The sequence below is a fragment of the Streptomyces sp. NPDC056486 genome (assembly GCF_042795295.1).
GTDB lineage: Bacteria > Actinomycetota > Actinomycetes > Streptomycetales > Streptomycetaceae > Streptomyces.
The window spans coordinates 1-15,560 of sequence record NZ_JBHTSF010000194.1; the positions used below are offsets into that span (position 1 = coordinate 1).

Sequence of the window (15,560 nt, forward strand, 5' to 3'; positions counted from 1 at the left end):
CTCCACCACCGCGAACATCTACGCCCACCTCACCCAGCGCACCGCCCACCAAGCCGTCAACGCCATCACCGACGCCCTCAACCGCGAAGAACAACGCCGCGACCACACCACGACCACCAACCCACCCGCCGCATAACGCCATCACCAAGCACTACAGGCCCGACAACCCAGGCGACGACCACCAACAGAAAAGGCCGCTCCCGCCTAACGGCAGAAACGGCCTCCGACCTGCAAAAGCTGGTCGGGACGACAGGATTTGAACCTGCGACCCCTTGACCCCCAGTTCGGAGTTCTGAAGCGCCGTTGGTGCCCGTACGACGCCGTATGCGGAAGTACGGGGCCGCTGTGCCCCCTCAGCCGGCAGATCCGCCCCAGCCGATCTGCGCCCACCAGCTCTCGTTCACTCACATATCCAAACCACCCGCCACGCCCTTCACCGCGACGGTGCGAGTGGTGGGCGATCAGGCCAGCTCATAAGTGATGAAGGACAGGGACGCCGCGATCATCGCGAGCCTGACCAGCTTGGGCTCGACGTCCAGCGCGAGGACAGTCCGGATGTCCGCGTGTCAGTATTTCCGCCGGGAGAACGCGCCCAAGGAGTGGTGTTGGAGGACTCACTGTGCCTCAGAAGCCGCTGCAGGAGGCGGTAGCGAAGGGGCCCGACGCCGTGGCGGTCTTCGGCTTCCCGTCGGCCACTGTCACGGAGCACTTGAGCGATCCCCCAGAGGCACCGAGCGTGGCATTGAGGGTGCCGCCCTTGACGAGTCCGGTCGTGGTCTCCTCTTTCGTCCACGGCAAAGACGTCACTGTCTCCTGACTGATCGAGCCAGTGTCGCCGTGCCACGTGCTGTACGAGATGACGACGTCGGAGCCCTTGCCGGTGACCTCGTAGGAGACCTTCACCGTCTTCGACGTTTCCTGACTGATTCCAGCGATGATGGCCACACAGCCACCGGCCAGAAGAAGGACCACACCCAGCAGGACCCACGGCCACTTCCGACGCCTCTTGCGTCGTGGAGCGGCCACACCATAGGACCCCACTTCCTCTGTACGCCCCCAGTGCGGCTGAGCATCATCGGGTGGCGAAGCCTCCGATGAGGGCTTCTGCCAATCTTGACCCCACCTTGGTCGCCCTGCTTCGGGAGGAGAGTCGTGCCCCTCGCTCGGATCGCTCATGCAGCCCACATTCAATCGAGGCACGGGCTCAAGCGACCGGGCCGGTCCTACGTTCCGCCAATCGGGCTACGAGTCGGATCGCCGGGTGGTCCCCCGCGCATGCGGGGGTGGTCCGACGTGCACGGCGCCGCGCTCCCCGGGCGGGGCATGGTCCCCGCCCGGGGGTGGTCTCATGACCAGTGCCTGTGGGTGCCCGAAACGCCGCTACCCCCCGCTGACTTGGTTTTGCGGTCGAGGGCGGGCGTGGCGAGATCCTGGGGCATGACTCTGCGACTGCTGTACCTAGCCTTCTTGAAGGTCCTGGGATGGATTGCGCTGCTGGCACGATCGGAGGCTTCCAAGAACGCGGAGGTCCTCGTACTGCGGCACCAGCTCGCGGTGCTCCGCCGTCAGGTCCTCCGACCCCAGCCCTCATGGGCGGACCGAGCCGTGATCGCGGCACTGTCCCGGCTGCTGCCCAAGGTCCTACGAGGGCATCTGTTCGTTACCCCGGGCACGCTGCTGCGCTGGCACTCCGACCTGGTCAAGCGCCGCTGGACCTACCAACGCCGAGGACCAGGCCGGCCGCCGACCCCGCCCACCGTGCGGGAGCTGGTGCTGAGGATGGCCGCGGAGAACCCGCACTGGGGGTACCGCAGGATCGCGGGCGAACTGGCCCGCGCCGGTCGTCCAGTTGGCGCCTCCACGGTATGGGCGATCCTGAGAAGAGCCGGCGTCGATCCGGCACCCCGCCGCTCGGGCCCGACCTGGGCGCAGTTCCTGCGCAGCCAGGCCTCCGGGATCCTCGCGGTGGACTTCTTCCACGTCGACACCGTGTTGCTGCAGCGCCTGTACTGCATGGTGGTCATGGAGATTTCCACCCGCCGAGTACACCTCCTGGGCGTCACCGCCCATCCGACCGGTAGTTGGGTCCAGCAGGCGCGCGAGCTTGCCATGGCACTGGACGATCGCATCGACCGAGTCAGGTTCCTGATCAGGGACAGAGACGCGAAGTTCACCCACGCCTTCGACGCCGTCTTCGCATCCGAGACCATCCAGGTACTGCTCACTCCCGTGCAGGCCCCTCAGGCGAACGCGTACATCGAGCGCTGGATCGGCGGATGCCGCCGCGAACTCCTCGACCGCACCCTGATCATCAACGAACGACACCTGCGCAACGTGCTGGCCACGTTCGAAACGCACTTCAACTCCCACCGCCCACACCGAGCCCTCCGCCAAGCAGCACCCCTGCGGCCGCTCCCAGACCCGGTCGACCCGGACGGCAAGGTCATCCGTCGAGATCTACTCGGCGGGATAATCCACGAATACACGCAGGTCGCATAGAACGGCCCAGTTTCGGGCACCCACAGGCTGCCGCCGCGACCTCCTCGACCACACCCTGATCACCAACGAACGCCACCTGCACAACGGGCTGACCACATACGAAACACACTTCAACACCCACCGCCCCCACCGCACCCTCCACCAAGCAGCACCCCTGCGACCACTCCCCGACCCAGCCGACCCGGCAGACAAGGCCATCCGTCGAGATCTACTCGGCCGCGTGATCCACGAATACACGCAGGTCGCATAGGGCGACCAAGTTTCGGACACCCACAGGCTTTCGTGTCAGATCGTCGCGGCGGGCAGCAGCCCTTCCAGTATCTGCATTCGGGGAAGACTCAGACCGAACCGGTCTTCCACCACCGACAGAGACCTGGCATGGGCGGCGTCACGGTCCTCCTCCCCCTCGATACCGGCAGCCTGAACATCACCGAGTATCAGCTCCGGCTCCGTACCGCCCACATCTGGGAACGAACACAGGTCAAAACCGCACATGTACGTCTCCTGGTGGAAATAGGAGAATGAGGGTGGCGGCACCTTCGGATTGTCACTCTCGTAGTAGAGCTGGAAGATGTGCGCCCCCCTGGAGAGACCGTCGGTGAACCCCGGCCCCGTATACCCCGGCCAGTCCCCGTACGCCACCGCGAAGGACAGCCCCTCACGGGAGCCGTACCGCACCGCCGTCCGCGCCGGGGCATCCCGACGCTCCAGGAAATCCTCCAGTGTCCCGCCCGTGTACTCACCCAGCAGACCCGGCTCACCCCGCGCCAGGCGCCGCACCAGCTCATCCGGCTCCAGCCCACGGGCCAGTGTCACGCAGTACCCCGCCCACGTCACGTCGCTGTTCGCCAGCCACGTCAGTCCGTCACTCATACTCTCTCCCATGCCGAAGGGGCCTTGAGAACGGTACACACCGCTCCCAGAGCCCCCGTTGAACCGTCAGCTCTCAAGGGCTACCGGATGTCACACTTCACGACAGCCTTGGAGGCGTCGCACTTCTCGAATCCCGGAGTCTCCACGAAGTAGAGATCCTCGTCCGTGAGACGGAACTCCTTCGCGAACGACTGGAACCGGCTCATCGACGTCGAATTGACCCACCCCGACATCGCCGAACGGCCACAGACTTCCTTCCAGTTCGGAGGAGCCTGACGGTCATCGTCGAACAGGTGCCAGTTACCGCTGGAGGTCAGCTTCCGCGACCACGTCTGCACACACTGGTCACCAGAAGCCACCGGGTTGGTGCCCTCCATGTCCTTCGGCATACCACCACTGTTGTACGTGGACGCGAAAGAGAATTCGTCACACGACATCTTGTCCGTGGCGAGAATATCGGGAACCGTCGAAGCGGCCTCGTGACCCTTATTTGCCGCCCACCCGTCCGGGCAGATCACCTTGCGATTATTGTCGGGGTCACGGCCGTACTTATTGCGCTCACCGTGGATACCGGTGGAACCCCGGCGGTCCGGCAGATAGTTCAGCGGCGCACCCTTGCGGATCTTCTGATTGATCAGCCACGCATGAGCGGCAGCGGCAGGAGTCTGTTTCGTATTGAACACATAACTCGGCATGTAGTCCTGGAAAACACAACCCGCCGGGGAATACACCATGTCGCACTGCACCGTCACCGGATCACCGATGAAACCGTGGCTCTCGCCCACTTCACCCGCACCGACCGGAACGCTGGTCGAGAACTGACCGTACGGCGCGAACTGCATATCCTGCGTGAGATCGGAGTCCTTCTTGCCGTTCTCGTCCTTGACACCGCCGGACCACTTAACCGTGGCCGTACCGGTCTCCTCGTGCGAGTCGATGTCGCCAGATCCGCCCCACATCAGATTGCCGTCCCAGGCGTAGGACGGCTTGTCCAGACACCCCGCCGAACACTGCGGAGAGATCGTCAGCTTTACCGCACCGGGCTGCGCCGGGAACGGCGGCATGTCGGACGGGTTCTTCATCCCGGACACCCGCGCCCACAGCTTTATCTCATTGCTGCTGCGGTCCGTCTTCATGTGATACGACGTCAGGTATCGTGCGAAGTGCTTGATCTTCTTCTCGGGCCCCTCGGTGATAGCGACCTTCAGCACGCTGTACATACAAGCACTGTCCCGGTTGAACACCGACAGGTACTTGCCCGACGGCGCCCCCACCTCACAGTCCTTGTTCAGCGGAGGAGCCGCAGCCCGGCTGCTCTTGCTCTTCGCCCGGCTCTCCCGCGCCACCTTCAGATCCTCCCGAGTGGCGGGCTCGGAGGACATACAGAGCTGGCCGTTCCCCTGCGGCTCACAGTGCTCACCGCTCTGCGCTTTCGCGCTGCTGGACGTGTCGACGGCGCCCCAGCCGGGAACCGGCGCCCAGCCGTTGCCGAACTCTGGAGCCGGAGCGTCCTTCACCGGAGCGGGCAGGACGATGTCGACCACGCGCTCACGCAGCTCGAACGTCGCCCACGGCGACCAGTCCGTCTCATACAGCGCCCCGTCATAGGCACTGGTGTGGAACGCGTACTTCGTACCGGCGTCCAGCTTCCCCCACGGAACCTGGACCTCGGCCGTCTTCCCCGAAGGGACCGGCTTCGAGACGATGACCCCATACTGGTTGGAGTCGTCGACGTTGACCTTGGCCTTCGGCTTGCCTGCCGCGTCCAGCGTCCAGACCTCAAAGGTGATGGTGACCGGGTCGCCGTCCGGGTCTGTCGCACTGTTCTTCAGCGTCGGCGTCAAGTTGTCGACCTGCCACACCTTGGACGCGTCCTGCTTGAACGGCGTACCCGCCTGCGGGTTCTTCCCCGAGACAGGACGCTGCCCGCCAGCGAGCGCCTTGGACTCAGGACCAGCGGCAGGACGGGAGGAGGGCGCCGCATCGGGGCGCTCGGCAGAATCAGCCGCTGTACCCGTACCGGTGAACCCGGTACCCATCAGCGCCAACAGCATCGCACTGACCGCTACCCCGCGCAGAGGTCTCGACAGTCGTAAGTGTTTCACGTGTGCCCCTTCGTGCAGGAAAACCACGCGAACTCGCGCAGCTGAACCATTTCCTACGCGGCTTTCAGGACGCTGGGCAACCAGTACATCAAGGGACACACACCCCCTACCGCAGCATGCCGATTGTGACCATGAACACGGTTGCAGAACAGAGGATTTCAATCACGTTGCGGTCGGGGGATGATTGGCAAGTAGCCACCACAGAGGCCATATTGCGGAATAGTCGGCGTAAACATGGATGCTTACTCAATCCGGAATTATGTGCTCCGTGCTGCTGCCGAGTCGGCCACGGCCCACGCGCCGCCGAACTCGCCGACCAGGTCGTCACCGAGATCGCTGCCTGGCACCGAAGGTAGGGCAACCCGCCCCAGAACCCGGCTTCCGCATGGCGGTGGGTGACTCTGCAGGTGCCGGTAATTCATCCGGCCAGGTCACGACCTCATCACTGATCTCGACCGTGCCCGTCGCTCCCCCGCTGTCCCTTCACCTTGCCCGGCAACGGCATCATGACCTGTCGTGCGACTGCACCTGACTTACCTCGCCGTGTCCAACGCCCTCGCCCTGCTACGCCCGTTGCCGACGAGCGACCGAGAGAAGGACATGGAGATACTGGCGCTGCGGCACCAGCTACTGGTCCTGCAACGCCAGGTCGGCAGGCCCACATTCACCGACATCGACCGCACCATCCTCGCCGGCCTTCTCCACCACCTGCCGGTGGAGAAGCCGCGGCACCGCCTGCTACTGGTACGACCAGAGACGATCCTGCGCCGACACCGTGACCTGCTCAAGCGGCGCCATGCCGCAACCTGCGTGCCGAAACAACTCGGCCGCCCACCCCCCGTCCGCTCGATCCGCGCCCTGATCCTGCGCCTGGCCCGGGAGAACAGCTCGTGGGGGTACCGCCGGATCCACGGTGAACTCGCAGCCTCGGGCATCAAGGTCGCCGCCTCCACCGTCAGGGAGATGCTTCGTCAGCACGGCATCCCGCCCGCACCGGAACGCGCGAGTACGACCTGGGCCGACTTCCTGCGCAGCCAGGCGGACGCGCTGCTCTCGTGCGACTTCTTCAAAACCCGCGCCCTGACCGGGGCGCGTCTGTACGTCTTCGCCGTCATCGAGCACGCCACCCGGCGCATCCGGATCCTCGGTGCCACCGCACACCCCACCGCGGACTGGGCGGTACAGCTCGCACGCCTCTCACCATGGACTTGGAGCACGTGGACAGCAAGGCCAGGCTCCTCATACGAGACCGGGACTCCAAGTCCACCGATGCTTTCGACGCCATGCTGACCGATACGGGGCTGCAGGTCTTCACCAGCGGTATCCAGATACCTCGGATGAACTCAATCACGGAGCGCTGGATACAGACCTGTCGCCGGGAATTGCCGGACCGCACGCCGGTGTGGAATCACAGCCATCTCCTGCACGTGCTCCGCGAGTTCGAGTCCCACTACAACCTCCACCGGCCTCACCAAGCAATGCGTCAGGAAGCACCCCTGCATGATGCCCCCGAACCGCTCGCCCGCGCACAGATCGCGCACCTTGACGTACGCCGAAGAGACCGTCTCGGTGGAGTCCTCCACGAATACCTACACGCTGCCTGAACTGCGCGGATGGAGTTTTCGGCAGGCGCAGTGAGGTCGAGGCTGGTCTTGGCGACGTTTCTGTCGGTGCCAGAACCCGTCTCTCATCGGCATACCAGTTCGCTGTTCTGTAACCGTGAACTTGAACCAATTGCCTTGGCAATTGGACGGAGGGCTCACTGAGACGCGGTGACCTCAGCGCGCCAGCGGCCGCCACCTCCTTAGAAGCACCTCTCGCGACGCTGTTGAGGCCGAGGCTGTCCGGGCGCGTAGAGCCTTACCGGTTCCTGGTCGGGGGCGTCATGCTGTGCGATCGGTGATGCTTGACATCAGGAGGGGCAGATCTCGGTCGGCAGGCCGCCGGGGAGGCCGTCGCGTTCGTCTGCGGTGAGGCCACGGTCGAGGACAGCGCAAAGTTGCCGCTTCCAGAGGGCGGGGTCGAGGCGGATCAATTCCCCGTGGCCTCCGGGCGCGGACGAGTGCAGCAGTGCCCTGCCGTCCTTGGTGGCCGCCAGGAAGTCCCGACCCTGCGCGAATTCGTACGCCTCTCGGTACCCGGGATCGTCCGCTTTCAGAAAGCGTACGGAACTGTTGTTTGCCAGGAAGAACCCGGCGCCTCCCCTGGCGCCTACCACCCACAGCTCCTGCTCCGGGCCCAGCGGCTCGAGCGGGCCGACCACTCTCTTCGCCGGCTGCCCAGGCCGTGCGGACCACAGCTCCACCATGGCGCCCTTGGTCATTACGGCCATGTAGCGAGAGTCCTCCAGGGGCCAGGCCACGTTGAGGTCGTCGCCGAGGCGTACGCGAAGGTCCTTGTTCTCCTTGCCTGTCTGCAGCTTGATGGCGTGAACGTACGGTTCGCCGCCCACGTTGACCCCTACGTACCCCGGCTCCGAGTGGGGACGCACGAAGTAGGTTGGCTGGTCCTTCCTGGTGAGCCGCAGATCGCGCAGGTCCAACGGCGGCGACAGGTGCCGGCCCTCGTGGGCGTCCCAGTGCTCCACGCGCGTGCCGGAGACCGTCACCAACTGGTCGTCGCCGAGGAAGAAGGACGCCAGAGGCTCCTGTTTCCCGTCTTTGCCGGCGGGTGGCTTCGCCGCGGTGAAGTCGGCCACCCGGCGCAGTGAAGGCAGGGTACGGACAGTGATCCGATTCCCATCCGACACGTCTGTCACCAGCGTCTGGGCGCGGTTGACCTCAAGCCTCTGCTTTGCGTCCGGGGGTGTAGAGGCGTCAGTCTTGACTTCGGCAAGGGTTCGCCTCGCGCCTTCCGTCTCCATGACTCGCAGGCTGTCGCCGTCCTTGCCCGCGCGAAGCACCATCCGGCTTCCATTGCCGAGCAGCCTCGGAGGGCCGTAGGCGGTGACGCCGTCATCCGCCAGCAGCGCCCACCCGGTCACCATGTTCTTGTTCTGGGTGACGCCGACGGGCTCGCGTGCAGTCCCTAGGAGGGGGAGATGGGCAATCTTGCCGGGGGAGTCGGGACCGAAGAAGTGCTGAGCCCTCTTGCCACCGTGGGTGTCGACGAGGTCCCACCCTTCCGTAGTGGCCCCCACGGTGAAGTACTCGCCCTTCCGGTCGATGGCGGCTTCCGTGCAGGTGGTGTCGGCCCCGCGCGCGTAGCGGCGCAGCACCCGTCCGTCCGCCACGCGGATGGCCTGATAGTGAGCTTCTCCGCCCGAGTCGGGGTCGGACTTGTCCTGTCGGCAGACGACCGCCACGCCGCCGTCCCCCGACACTCCGGTGCCCGAGTAGTCGATGCCGCCTGCCAGCTCACGCATCGTGCCGGCACCGATGTCGATCGCCACCATCGAGGGCTGTGCCGTCTCCGACGGGCTGTGGCTGGCCACCAGCGTGTTCCCGTCCGATCCGAACCACACCTCATTGAGCTGGCCGATCCGCTTCGGTAGCGCCCGAGGCCGTCCTGTCTCCAGGCCCCACACCTGCACCGGCCGGGCCGATGACGACGCGGACACCCCGACCAGTCGCCGCGCGTCCGGGGAGAAGTCCATGAAATGGAGACTGCTGGACGCGGCGGCCATGGAGCGGTCCTTGAGCGCTCCATGGAGCGGATGCGCCGACCCCACCAGACGCTTTCCCGAGGGCGTCACGTCGTGCCAGACCACCACCCCGTCCACGTCACGCAGATACGCAATCCGTCGTCCGTCCCGGCTGACCACAGGAGACAAGACATTGGCACCCAGACGAAGTTGCTCCTGCCGTACCCCGCCCTTGGCCGTGCGCACGAACAGGGTCGCGCGGCCGGTCGTGGTCGTCACGAGCGTCACCACGCCGTCCGTGCTCATGGCCGCCCCCTGTACCGCTCCCTCGATGCCCGTCAGTGTCCACGCCGCGTCCTTCAGCTCCTCGTACCGGCGCAGCAGTGCACTGCGGGCCTCCTGCGTCGGCGCCGTCTCGTACGCCGCAAGCGCGGCCAGAGCGGCCTGCCCGGGGTTGTTGTCCGTCAGCTCGTCCGACTGCACCGCAAGCGTCCGCGACCGTCCCTCGGCCTCCCGCTGTGCACTCACCCGTGACTCCTGCACGAGGAACGTGCCCAGCCCCGCGATCAGCGTAAGGACCAGGGCGATCGTGACCCATCCCGCACGCGTACGGATCTGCCGTGCCCGCCGGCGTCGGCGGGCCAGCGTGAGGAATTCCCGCTGATCCTCGGTCAAGTCCGTCTCCCGGCCGCTCAACCGCTGTGTCAGGGAATCGAGTTGGAGTGCACCAGGCAGCAGGTCCGGGGGCCTGTTCGCCTTCTGCCAACGGCCGAGATCGTGCCCGAGCTCCGCCCGGCCGGCCAGGAACTCTCCGTCGGCCTTCACCTGCTGTGCGAGTGTCGGCCAGGCGCTGATCAGCGCCTCGTGGGCGAGTTCGACGCTCTGCGGCTCCCCCTCGTCCCCATGCAGCACGAGCAGCCGCCGCTCGGCGAGCGACTTCGCGATCCGCCACCGCGTCTCACCGGCTTCCTCCCGGGTGAGCATGCGGCGCAGTGGAGCCTCACTTCCCGGCAGTACGCGGACCAGGCCGGTGAGCAGCCGCAGCGCCTCCTTCGTGTGCCCGTCCTCGTCGTCCCCGTCTTTGCTTTTGTGGCTCTTGTGCTGCTTCTCGACGCACTCCTTCCATGCCTGCTCGGCATGGAGTTTCAGGGCGCCGGACACGCCCTTGTTCTCTTCGTACGTCGCGCTCCGCAGCCGACCGGCGGCCTTGTGGTCCCACAGCTGGGCCAGGATGAATCCCAAGAGGGGCAAGGCTCCCGGTTCGCCGCCCGCGTCGTGGAGGATGCGCCGCTCAAGGCCCGGGTCGTACTCCACGGCTGGAATGCGCCTGACCGGTTCGCTGATCACCGCTGCGAGCTGGTCCCGAGACATCGGTGTGAGCGGGACCGTCACGCCCCTCTTCAGCGCGGGGCCGAGGCGCCCATGGTTCAGAGCCGCGTCCATGAAGTCGGCCCGCAGCGTGACCAGTACCCGTAACCCGTCCTGCTGCCGTTCTGGGAACAGCAGATCGGCGACTTCCTCGGTCACCGCCCCAGGACGGTCCAGGAGCGCTTCGGCCTGATCGAGTACGACAAGGAGCGGGCCGGCCGACGGGCCCAGGGCACGGCGGACGGTGTCCGCCAGTCCCAGCCTCCCGAGCCATGCCTCCACCTGGTCGGCGCTCTCCGCGCGCGGGGGGCCGTGGTGCGCCGACCTCACGACTTCGAACAGTTCGCTGGCGAGGGCGGCCCGCAGGGAGCCGAAGTGCACGGCGTTCACCTGCAGAATCCGGTAGCCGTCTGCTCGCATCCTTGGGACCGCACCGGCCAGCGCGAGCGACGACTTGCCGCAGCCGGACGGCCCGTACACCGTGACGGTGGACTGATCGCCTCGCAGGGCGGTGACCACCCGGTCGATGTCGTCGTCCCGGCCGAAGAAGACATCCGCGTCGTCCTCCTGGAAGGTGGCCAGGCCGCGGAAGGGCGTGGGCGGGCTCACGAACGGGGCGAGCTCGGGCATTTCCTTCAGCAGGGTTCTCGTCCGCAGGACGAACGCCTGCTGAGCCTCGCACACCGGCTGCGCCGCCACCATCATCCCGACCGCCGCGCCCAGTTCGTTGTCCCAGACAGGGCTGCCGCTGAAGCCTCCCTTGACGTACGCGGCCTCTCCGTTGGCCCGTGAGAGCTGGATCCAGCCCTGTCGGGTGGGCCCACGGAACTCGCCGCTCTGCCAGATCCCGCCCGGGTTGTCGTCGGTGAATCCCACGGCGCGCGTGTCGTGGGCCCAGATGCCGCGCTGCGGGTCTGCCATGGGAAGCGGACGGGCTCCGGGGATCCGGTTGCGTAACCGCAGGACGGCGATGTCCCCGGTCTGATCCGATCTGATCGGGATCCAGCGCTGGACCTCCGCACTCTGGTCGCCCTCGTCGACGCCGTCAGTGTTCCCGGCCAGCGGCAGGTCGACCGTGACCTCGGTCCCGGTCTCAACGGGTTCCTCCCGGGCACGGTCCAGCGCGTCCGACACCACATGGGCGCAGGTCAGCACCAGGTCCGGAGCGATGAGGAAGCCTGCGCCCCCGATCGCGCCGTCCGGTCCTTTGACTCGGACGACTGCCGAGAGCAGTGCCGACTCAGCCTCCTCGGCGTCCCGCTCCTGAACCTCCGTCACCATGACCTCCGTGCCACCACGCCCCCGTTGTGCCCCAACTGGGTCAACTTCCTTGCGCAGTATCTATGTTGACGTCTCTGCCGTCACTCCTGTTCCAGGTCAGGGTCACGGAGAAATTGGCCGCAGTCGCCGTGCTGGCGATCACCACGTCTGCCTCCGCCGACAGCGACACCCCGAACTCCAGCGTGATCTCGTCCGGTGCGTTCGCAAGCCCCTTGAACCGCCCCACGAAGCTCTCCGCTACGGGTCGTACGGTATCCAGCATCTGTCCGAGTGATCGTTCGGCCCGCGCTATGGAGCGGCCTCCTCGGCCCACGCGAACAAGCGTCTCGTCCACCTCCCTGATCTGAACACGCACGGACTCATCGCTGCCGTCACCAAGAGGAACTTCCACCGTGTGGACGGGGCGATCGCTCATGACTGTCCTCCATTTATTGGGGAGTTGGCGATCGTAGTGCACCCCTGTCCGGCAACCGCGTGCCACAGGCGGCGATATGGGCAGAACAAACCACACCGCGTCACTCTCCAGATAAGGCAGACCGCCATATCGAACGAATCTGCGCAAAATCCACCGACATTGATCACGGCTAGACGCGCGAAACGGCTCCCGCGCAAACCTTCGCAGCCAGGGCATCGCCGATGCGGTCGCATGCGTCGTCGAACCGCTCGGGGTTCCGTGCCACAACAAGCCCGTGGACCTCCTGGGACCACGGATTTACGCGCGTGAGGGCAAGCTTGAGGACGAACCGGCCCCTCGGTCAAGGAAAGTCGACATCATCCACAGTCAGCGGGACGAACCCTTGCCGGGGTGACGTTCCATTCGACCGTGAGGACAGTTCTGGTGAGTAGAAGGCGGGAATTCGGTCCGTCAATCCGCACTGCCCATTCTCTCGGCGGCAGCCACTTGATGAGCTTGCCCGACGTTGCGACGAAGTTCCGCGACGGTGCAGCCAAACTCGGCTTTTAACGCCCGGGCCAGGTGGGCTGTATCTTGAATCCCCCAGCTAGCTGCGATAGCGGCCGTGGAGCGGTGGCACAATACGGGATCACTCAGAGCGCGACGGATCCGCAAGAGACGCTCGTATCGCACCCAGGCGCAGAACGTGCGCTCCTGTCCCCGGAACAGCTGGTGAAGGCGGCGTAGCGAGATGCCGTGGCGGTCGGCAATTCCCTGGGGACTCAGCCCCGAGTCGTGGAGGTTCGCCAGGGTGTAGGCGACGATCCGGTCGAGGAGGCTGGTAGTCGGCATCTCGACGTGCTCAGGTGGTGCATCAGCCAAGGTGCTGATCAGCATGCTGGTGAGCGCGTCGCTCATGTAGCTCGCGGAGCGGGGAGAGCCGAGCGCGTCGAGATGGTCGCCGGCACTGGACAGAACCGCGGCACAGAGCGCCCGTATCCCTGAGTCCGTGGGCACGCTTGTCCCACTGCGCTGGACAAGGATTCGGGCATGCGGACCCAGCAATTCGCGGCGCAGGCCCAGGACCATCACGTCGCATTCGTCGGGCAGGATGAGCGTGTAGGGACGAGTGGTGTCCAAGACCAGCAAGTCCCCGGAGCGCACCTGCCGCTGCCGGTCGTTCTGACTCACAAGGCCGGTGCCGCGGCGGTGAAGCGTGACCTTGAACAGGTCCGGATCAGTCGAGGACATCACTCCCGCTCCACGCCGCACCGCGTGCGGGCTGGAGCGCACTCGCCCCATGCGCACCGTTGCGCTCCCGGTCGACTCGACAGTGGCTTGGAATGGCCGTACTCCCCACGCGGCCACGCGTAACGGCAGAAGCAGGGCGGATGCCGCCCGCTGCAACTCCTCAGTCTGGGTCATGAGAAGCGGCCGGTGATCGCGGCCCGCAGTATCGCCGTCCATGCGTGCAGTGTGCTCCTGATGCATCCGGCGTCCCCTTCCCGCTCTCACCTCTACGTCTTGTCCTCAGTGAAGCACCGCCAACCGCCGGGCGGACTGCACTCGGTGGCGAGAAGGGGTGCGCGCGGTGGCACATGCAGCCGGTTGCGCGCCCCTACGGTCAGGAGCCACGGCAGGGGGACCGCATCTGCGGTGCTTGGCCCGGAGCGCGGCCCAGATCGTCATGGTCTGGCCGCGCCCCGGCGCCGCCGGGATCCGTGTGAGCCCTCCCGAGGACGAAGCGAATGAGGCCGTGCTGGGGCGCTCGGTAGGAATGCGCTGGCTCCGCCAGGCCCTGAACAGCTCCTGATGAGAGAGGGATGAGTGAATGACACTCAGCCATAAGGCAGTCGAGGTCCAAATCAGCGATGGGTCTCTGTGGGTCGGCGGCGAAGCTTACCCACTGCGGAACATCACACGTGTGGGGCAACGCCGACAGGACATTGACAAAGGAGCTGTCTGGAAGCGGTTCATCATTCGAGCCCTACTCGCCGTGATCTTCGGTGGGATCCTGCCAGCTCTTCTCGGCACCGTCGGAGTCGCCCTTCTGTGCGCCGTCCTCGCTCTGGTGATCTGGCGATTCGTAGCGGCGCTACGTACACCTTCGGTGTACGGACTGGTCATCAGTACCTCCGGCACACAGACGGACGCGGTCTGGAGCACCGACAAAGGGGAGATCGACCACCTCGTAACCGAGATCACCAGGGCGATCGGCAGTCCTGATGCGGCACACATGATCTTCAACGTTCAGAACGCCGTCCACAACGGCGACGTGGTCAATCAGTACGGGCCTGGGATCGGTAAGGCGACGCACCATGGTGCGGGCCACATCATGGGAGGTTGAGGACCTTGACCAACGGAGACCAGATCTTCTCGTTCGGCGGCATCGCCAAGGCTGAGCACACCGGCTCCGGCGACATCGTGGCCGGGCACAAGCAATTCGCCGCCCCAGAGCCGATGCCCTCCGCAATCGACGACCTGAACAAGGCGATCAACGACCTGAGACAGCACCTGGATGGCACAGCTCGAGCCGAGGTTGATGCGGCTCTCCAGCAGATCGGCCAGGCGGGCAGCAGCAACGACCTCGCTGAACCCCTCACGAAGCTTAAGAGGATCGCAGCAGCCATCGGAATCGTCGGGCAGCCTGCCATCAGCGCCATCAATGCGCTCTGGGGCACCTTCTCACCTTGAAGTGCAACTCAGCTCGTCGTCTTCGTGGCGTGTTCATCGAGAACATCATGGAGCTCCGCCATCCTGAATTTCGCAGGATACGTGGGCTGGTTGGCTGTGACGTCGTTCAGCGGGCTCTGGCACAGATCTTAGGGAGCGGCCGCGGAGAGTCACCCCGGTTTTCGATAGTGAGGGGTTGGTCTCGAGTGAGACCGCGTACGCCGCACCGTCGACAGGTGATAGTGACGCTCCACCAGGTCTCTGCGGACCTCCGTGGTCGTCGACCGTGGCCGGTGACGGTGCTGGTCATGCAGGCCGACGCATCGACGTGGGAATCGATGGTGTTCAACGGCCTCGACGACGACGTCGTCGAGGCGGTGACGGCTGCCTTAAGCACTGTCGACGTCGTAGCGAGAGGCCGGGCGGCCGGCGCGGTCTGTCCGGACTGCAGGTGTTTCTCGGACCGGGTGCACTCCTGCATCCGAGGAGAAGTGGGTCGGTGACGACCTCGGGCGCTCGGTTCACGCAGATCAGGCGACACTCCCATCGCTGCGGAGCGTGGCCCTTCCCATAGCACCGCTCCGAAACCCCCTTGTTCACCCACTCCTCAAGCCGGGTGCCCAGCCGCCATCATGGCGTCATGGACCAGGGGTTAGCGGCCGTCGTCTCCTCATCCATCACGGGTGTAATCGCCGACCTCATCGAGCTCCTCATCGGCACCGGGCTCCGCCGAGGCGAAGCCCTCGCCCTGCACTGGAACGACGTACACCTCGACCAGAACCGG

Annotated in this window: 10 protein-coding genes and 1 pseudogene; 5 read left to right on the forward strand and 6 right to left on the reverse strand. The window is 65.7% G+C overall.

Translation table 11 applies throughout. From position 1 onward, the window contains the following. Positions 1-624: 624 nt before the first annotated feature. Positions 625-945, reverse strand: coding sequence for a hypothetical protein (locus tag ACFQ7F_RS40585; protein WP_383282716.1), 321 nt, complete (start codon positions 943-945; stop codon positions 625-627). Between the two features lie 492 nt (positions 946-1,437). Between ACFQ7F_RS40585 and ACFQ7F_RS40590 the strand changes: the two genes are divergently transcribed. Next, positions 1,438-2,499 (forward strand): integrase core domain-containing protein, encoded by a 1,062-nt coding sequence (locus ACFQ7F_RS40590; protein ID WP_383282719.1) that lies wholly within the window; start codon positions 1,438-1,440, stop codon positions 2,497-2,499. A 285-nt stretch (positions 2,500-2,784) separates the two neighbouring features. On the opposite strand, the gene ACFQ7F_RS40595 is transcribed toward ACFQ7F_RS40590, so the two are convergent. Together ACFQ7F_RS40595 and ACFQ7F_RS40600 are read right to left on the reverse strand one after the other, a co-directional pair. After that, on the reverse strand, positions 2,785-3,372 hold the full coding sequence (locus ACFQ7F_RS40595) for a DUF6461 domain-containing protein (RefSeq protein ID WP_383282721.1): 588 nt from the start codon (positions 3,370-3,372) through the stop codon (positions 2,785-2,787). A gap of 80 nt (positions 3,373-3,452) precedes the next feature. Next, positions 3,453-5,426 (reverse strand): hypothetical protein, encoded by a 1,974-nt coding sequence (locus tag ACFQ7F_RS40600; RefSeq protein WP_383282724.1) that lies wholly within the window; start codon positions 5,424-5,426, stop codon positions 3,453-3,455. Between the two features lie 567 nt (positions 5,427-5,993). Here ACFQ7F_RS40600 and ACFQ7F_RS40605 point away from each other — a divergent pair. Continuing rightward, positions 5,994-7,081, forward strand: a pseudogene (locus ACFQ7F_RS40605) (integrase core domain-containing protein). 308 nt (positions 7,082-7,389) lie between these two features. Here the strand turns inward: ACFQ7F_RS40605 and ACFQ7F_RS40610 are convergent. The 3 genes from ACFQ7F_RS40610 to ACFQ7F_RS40620 form a co-directional block, all read right to left on the reverse strand. Further along, positions 7,390-11,709, reverse strand: a complete 4,320-nt coding sequence (locus ACFQ7F_RS40610; RefSeq protein ID WP_383282727.1) for a trypsin-like peptidase domain-containing protein — start codon at positions 11,707-11,709, stop codon at positions 7,390-7,392. Positions 11,710-11,749: 40 nt separating this feature from the next. After that, positions 11,750-12,124, reverse strand: coding sequence for a CU044_2847 family protein (locus ACFQ7F_RS40615; protein WP_383282730.1), 375 nt, complete (start codon positions 12,122-12,124; stop codon positions 11,750-11,752). A gap of 450 nt (positions 12,125-12,574) precedes the next feature. Next, positions 12,575-13,594 carry a helix-turn-helix domain-containing protein gene (locus ACFQ7F_RS40620; RefSeq protein WP_383282733.1) on the reverse strand — a complete coding sequence of 340 codons (1,020 nt, stop codon included), beginning with the start codon at positions 13,592-13,594 and terminating at the stop codon, positions 12,575-12,577. Between the two features lie 340 nt (positions 13,595-13,934). Between ACFQ7F_RS40620 and ACFQ7F_RS40625 the strand changes: the two genes are divergently transcribed. The 3 genes from ACFQ7F_RS40625 (at position 13,935) to ACFQ7F_RS40635 (ending at position 15,279) form a co-directional block, all read left to right on the forward strand. Beyond that, entirely contained in the window at positions 13,935-14,450 is a 516-nt protein-coding gene (locus ACFQ7F_RS40625; RefSeq protein ID WP_383282736.1) for a DUF6232 family protein, read from the forward strand. Between the two features lie 5 nt (positions 14,451-14,455). Further along, on the forward strand, positions 14,456-14,797 hold the full coding sequence (locus tag ACFQ7F_RS40630) for a hypothetical protein (protein WP_383282739.1): 342 nt from the start codon (positions 14,456-14,458) through the stop codon (positions 14,795-14,797). A gap of 215 nt (positions 14,798-15,012) precedes the next feature. Continuing rightward, positions 15,013-15,279 (forward strand): hypothetical protein, encoded by a 267-nt coding sequence (locus ACFQ7F_RS40635; RefSeq protein ID WP_383282741.1) that lies wholly within the window; start codon positions 15,013-15,015, stop codon positions 15,277-15,279. Positions 15,280-15,560 lie beyond the last annotated feature (281 nt).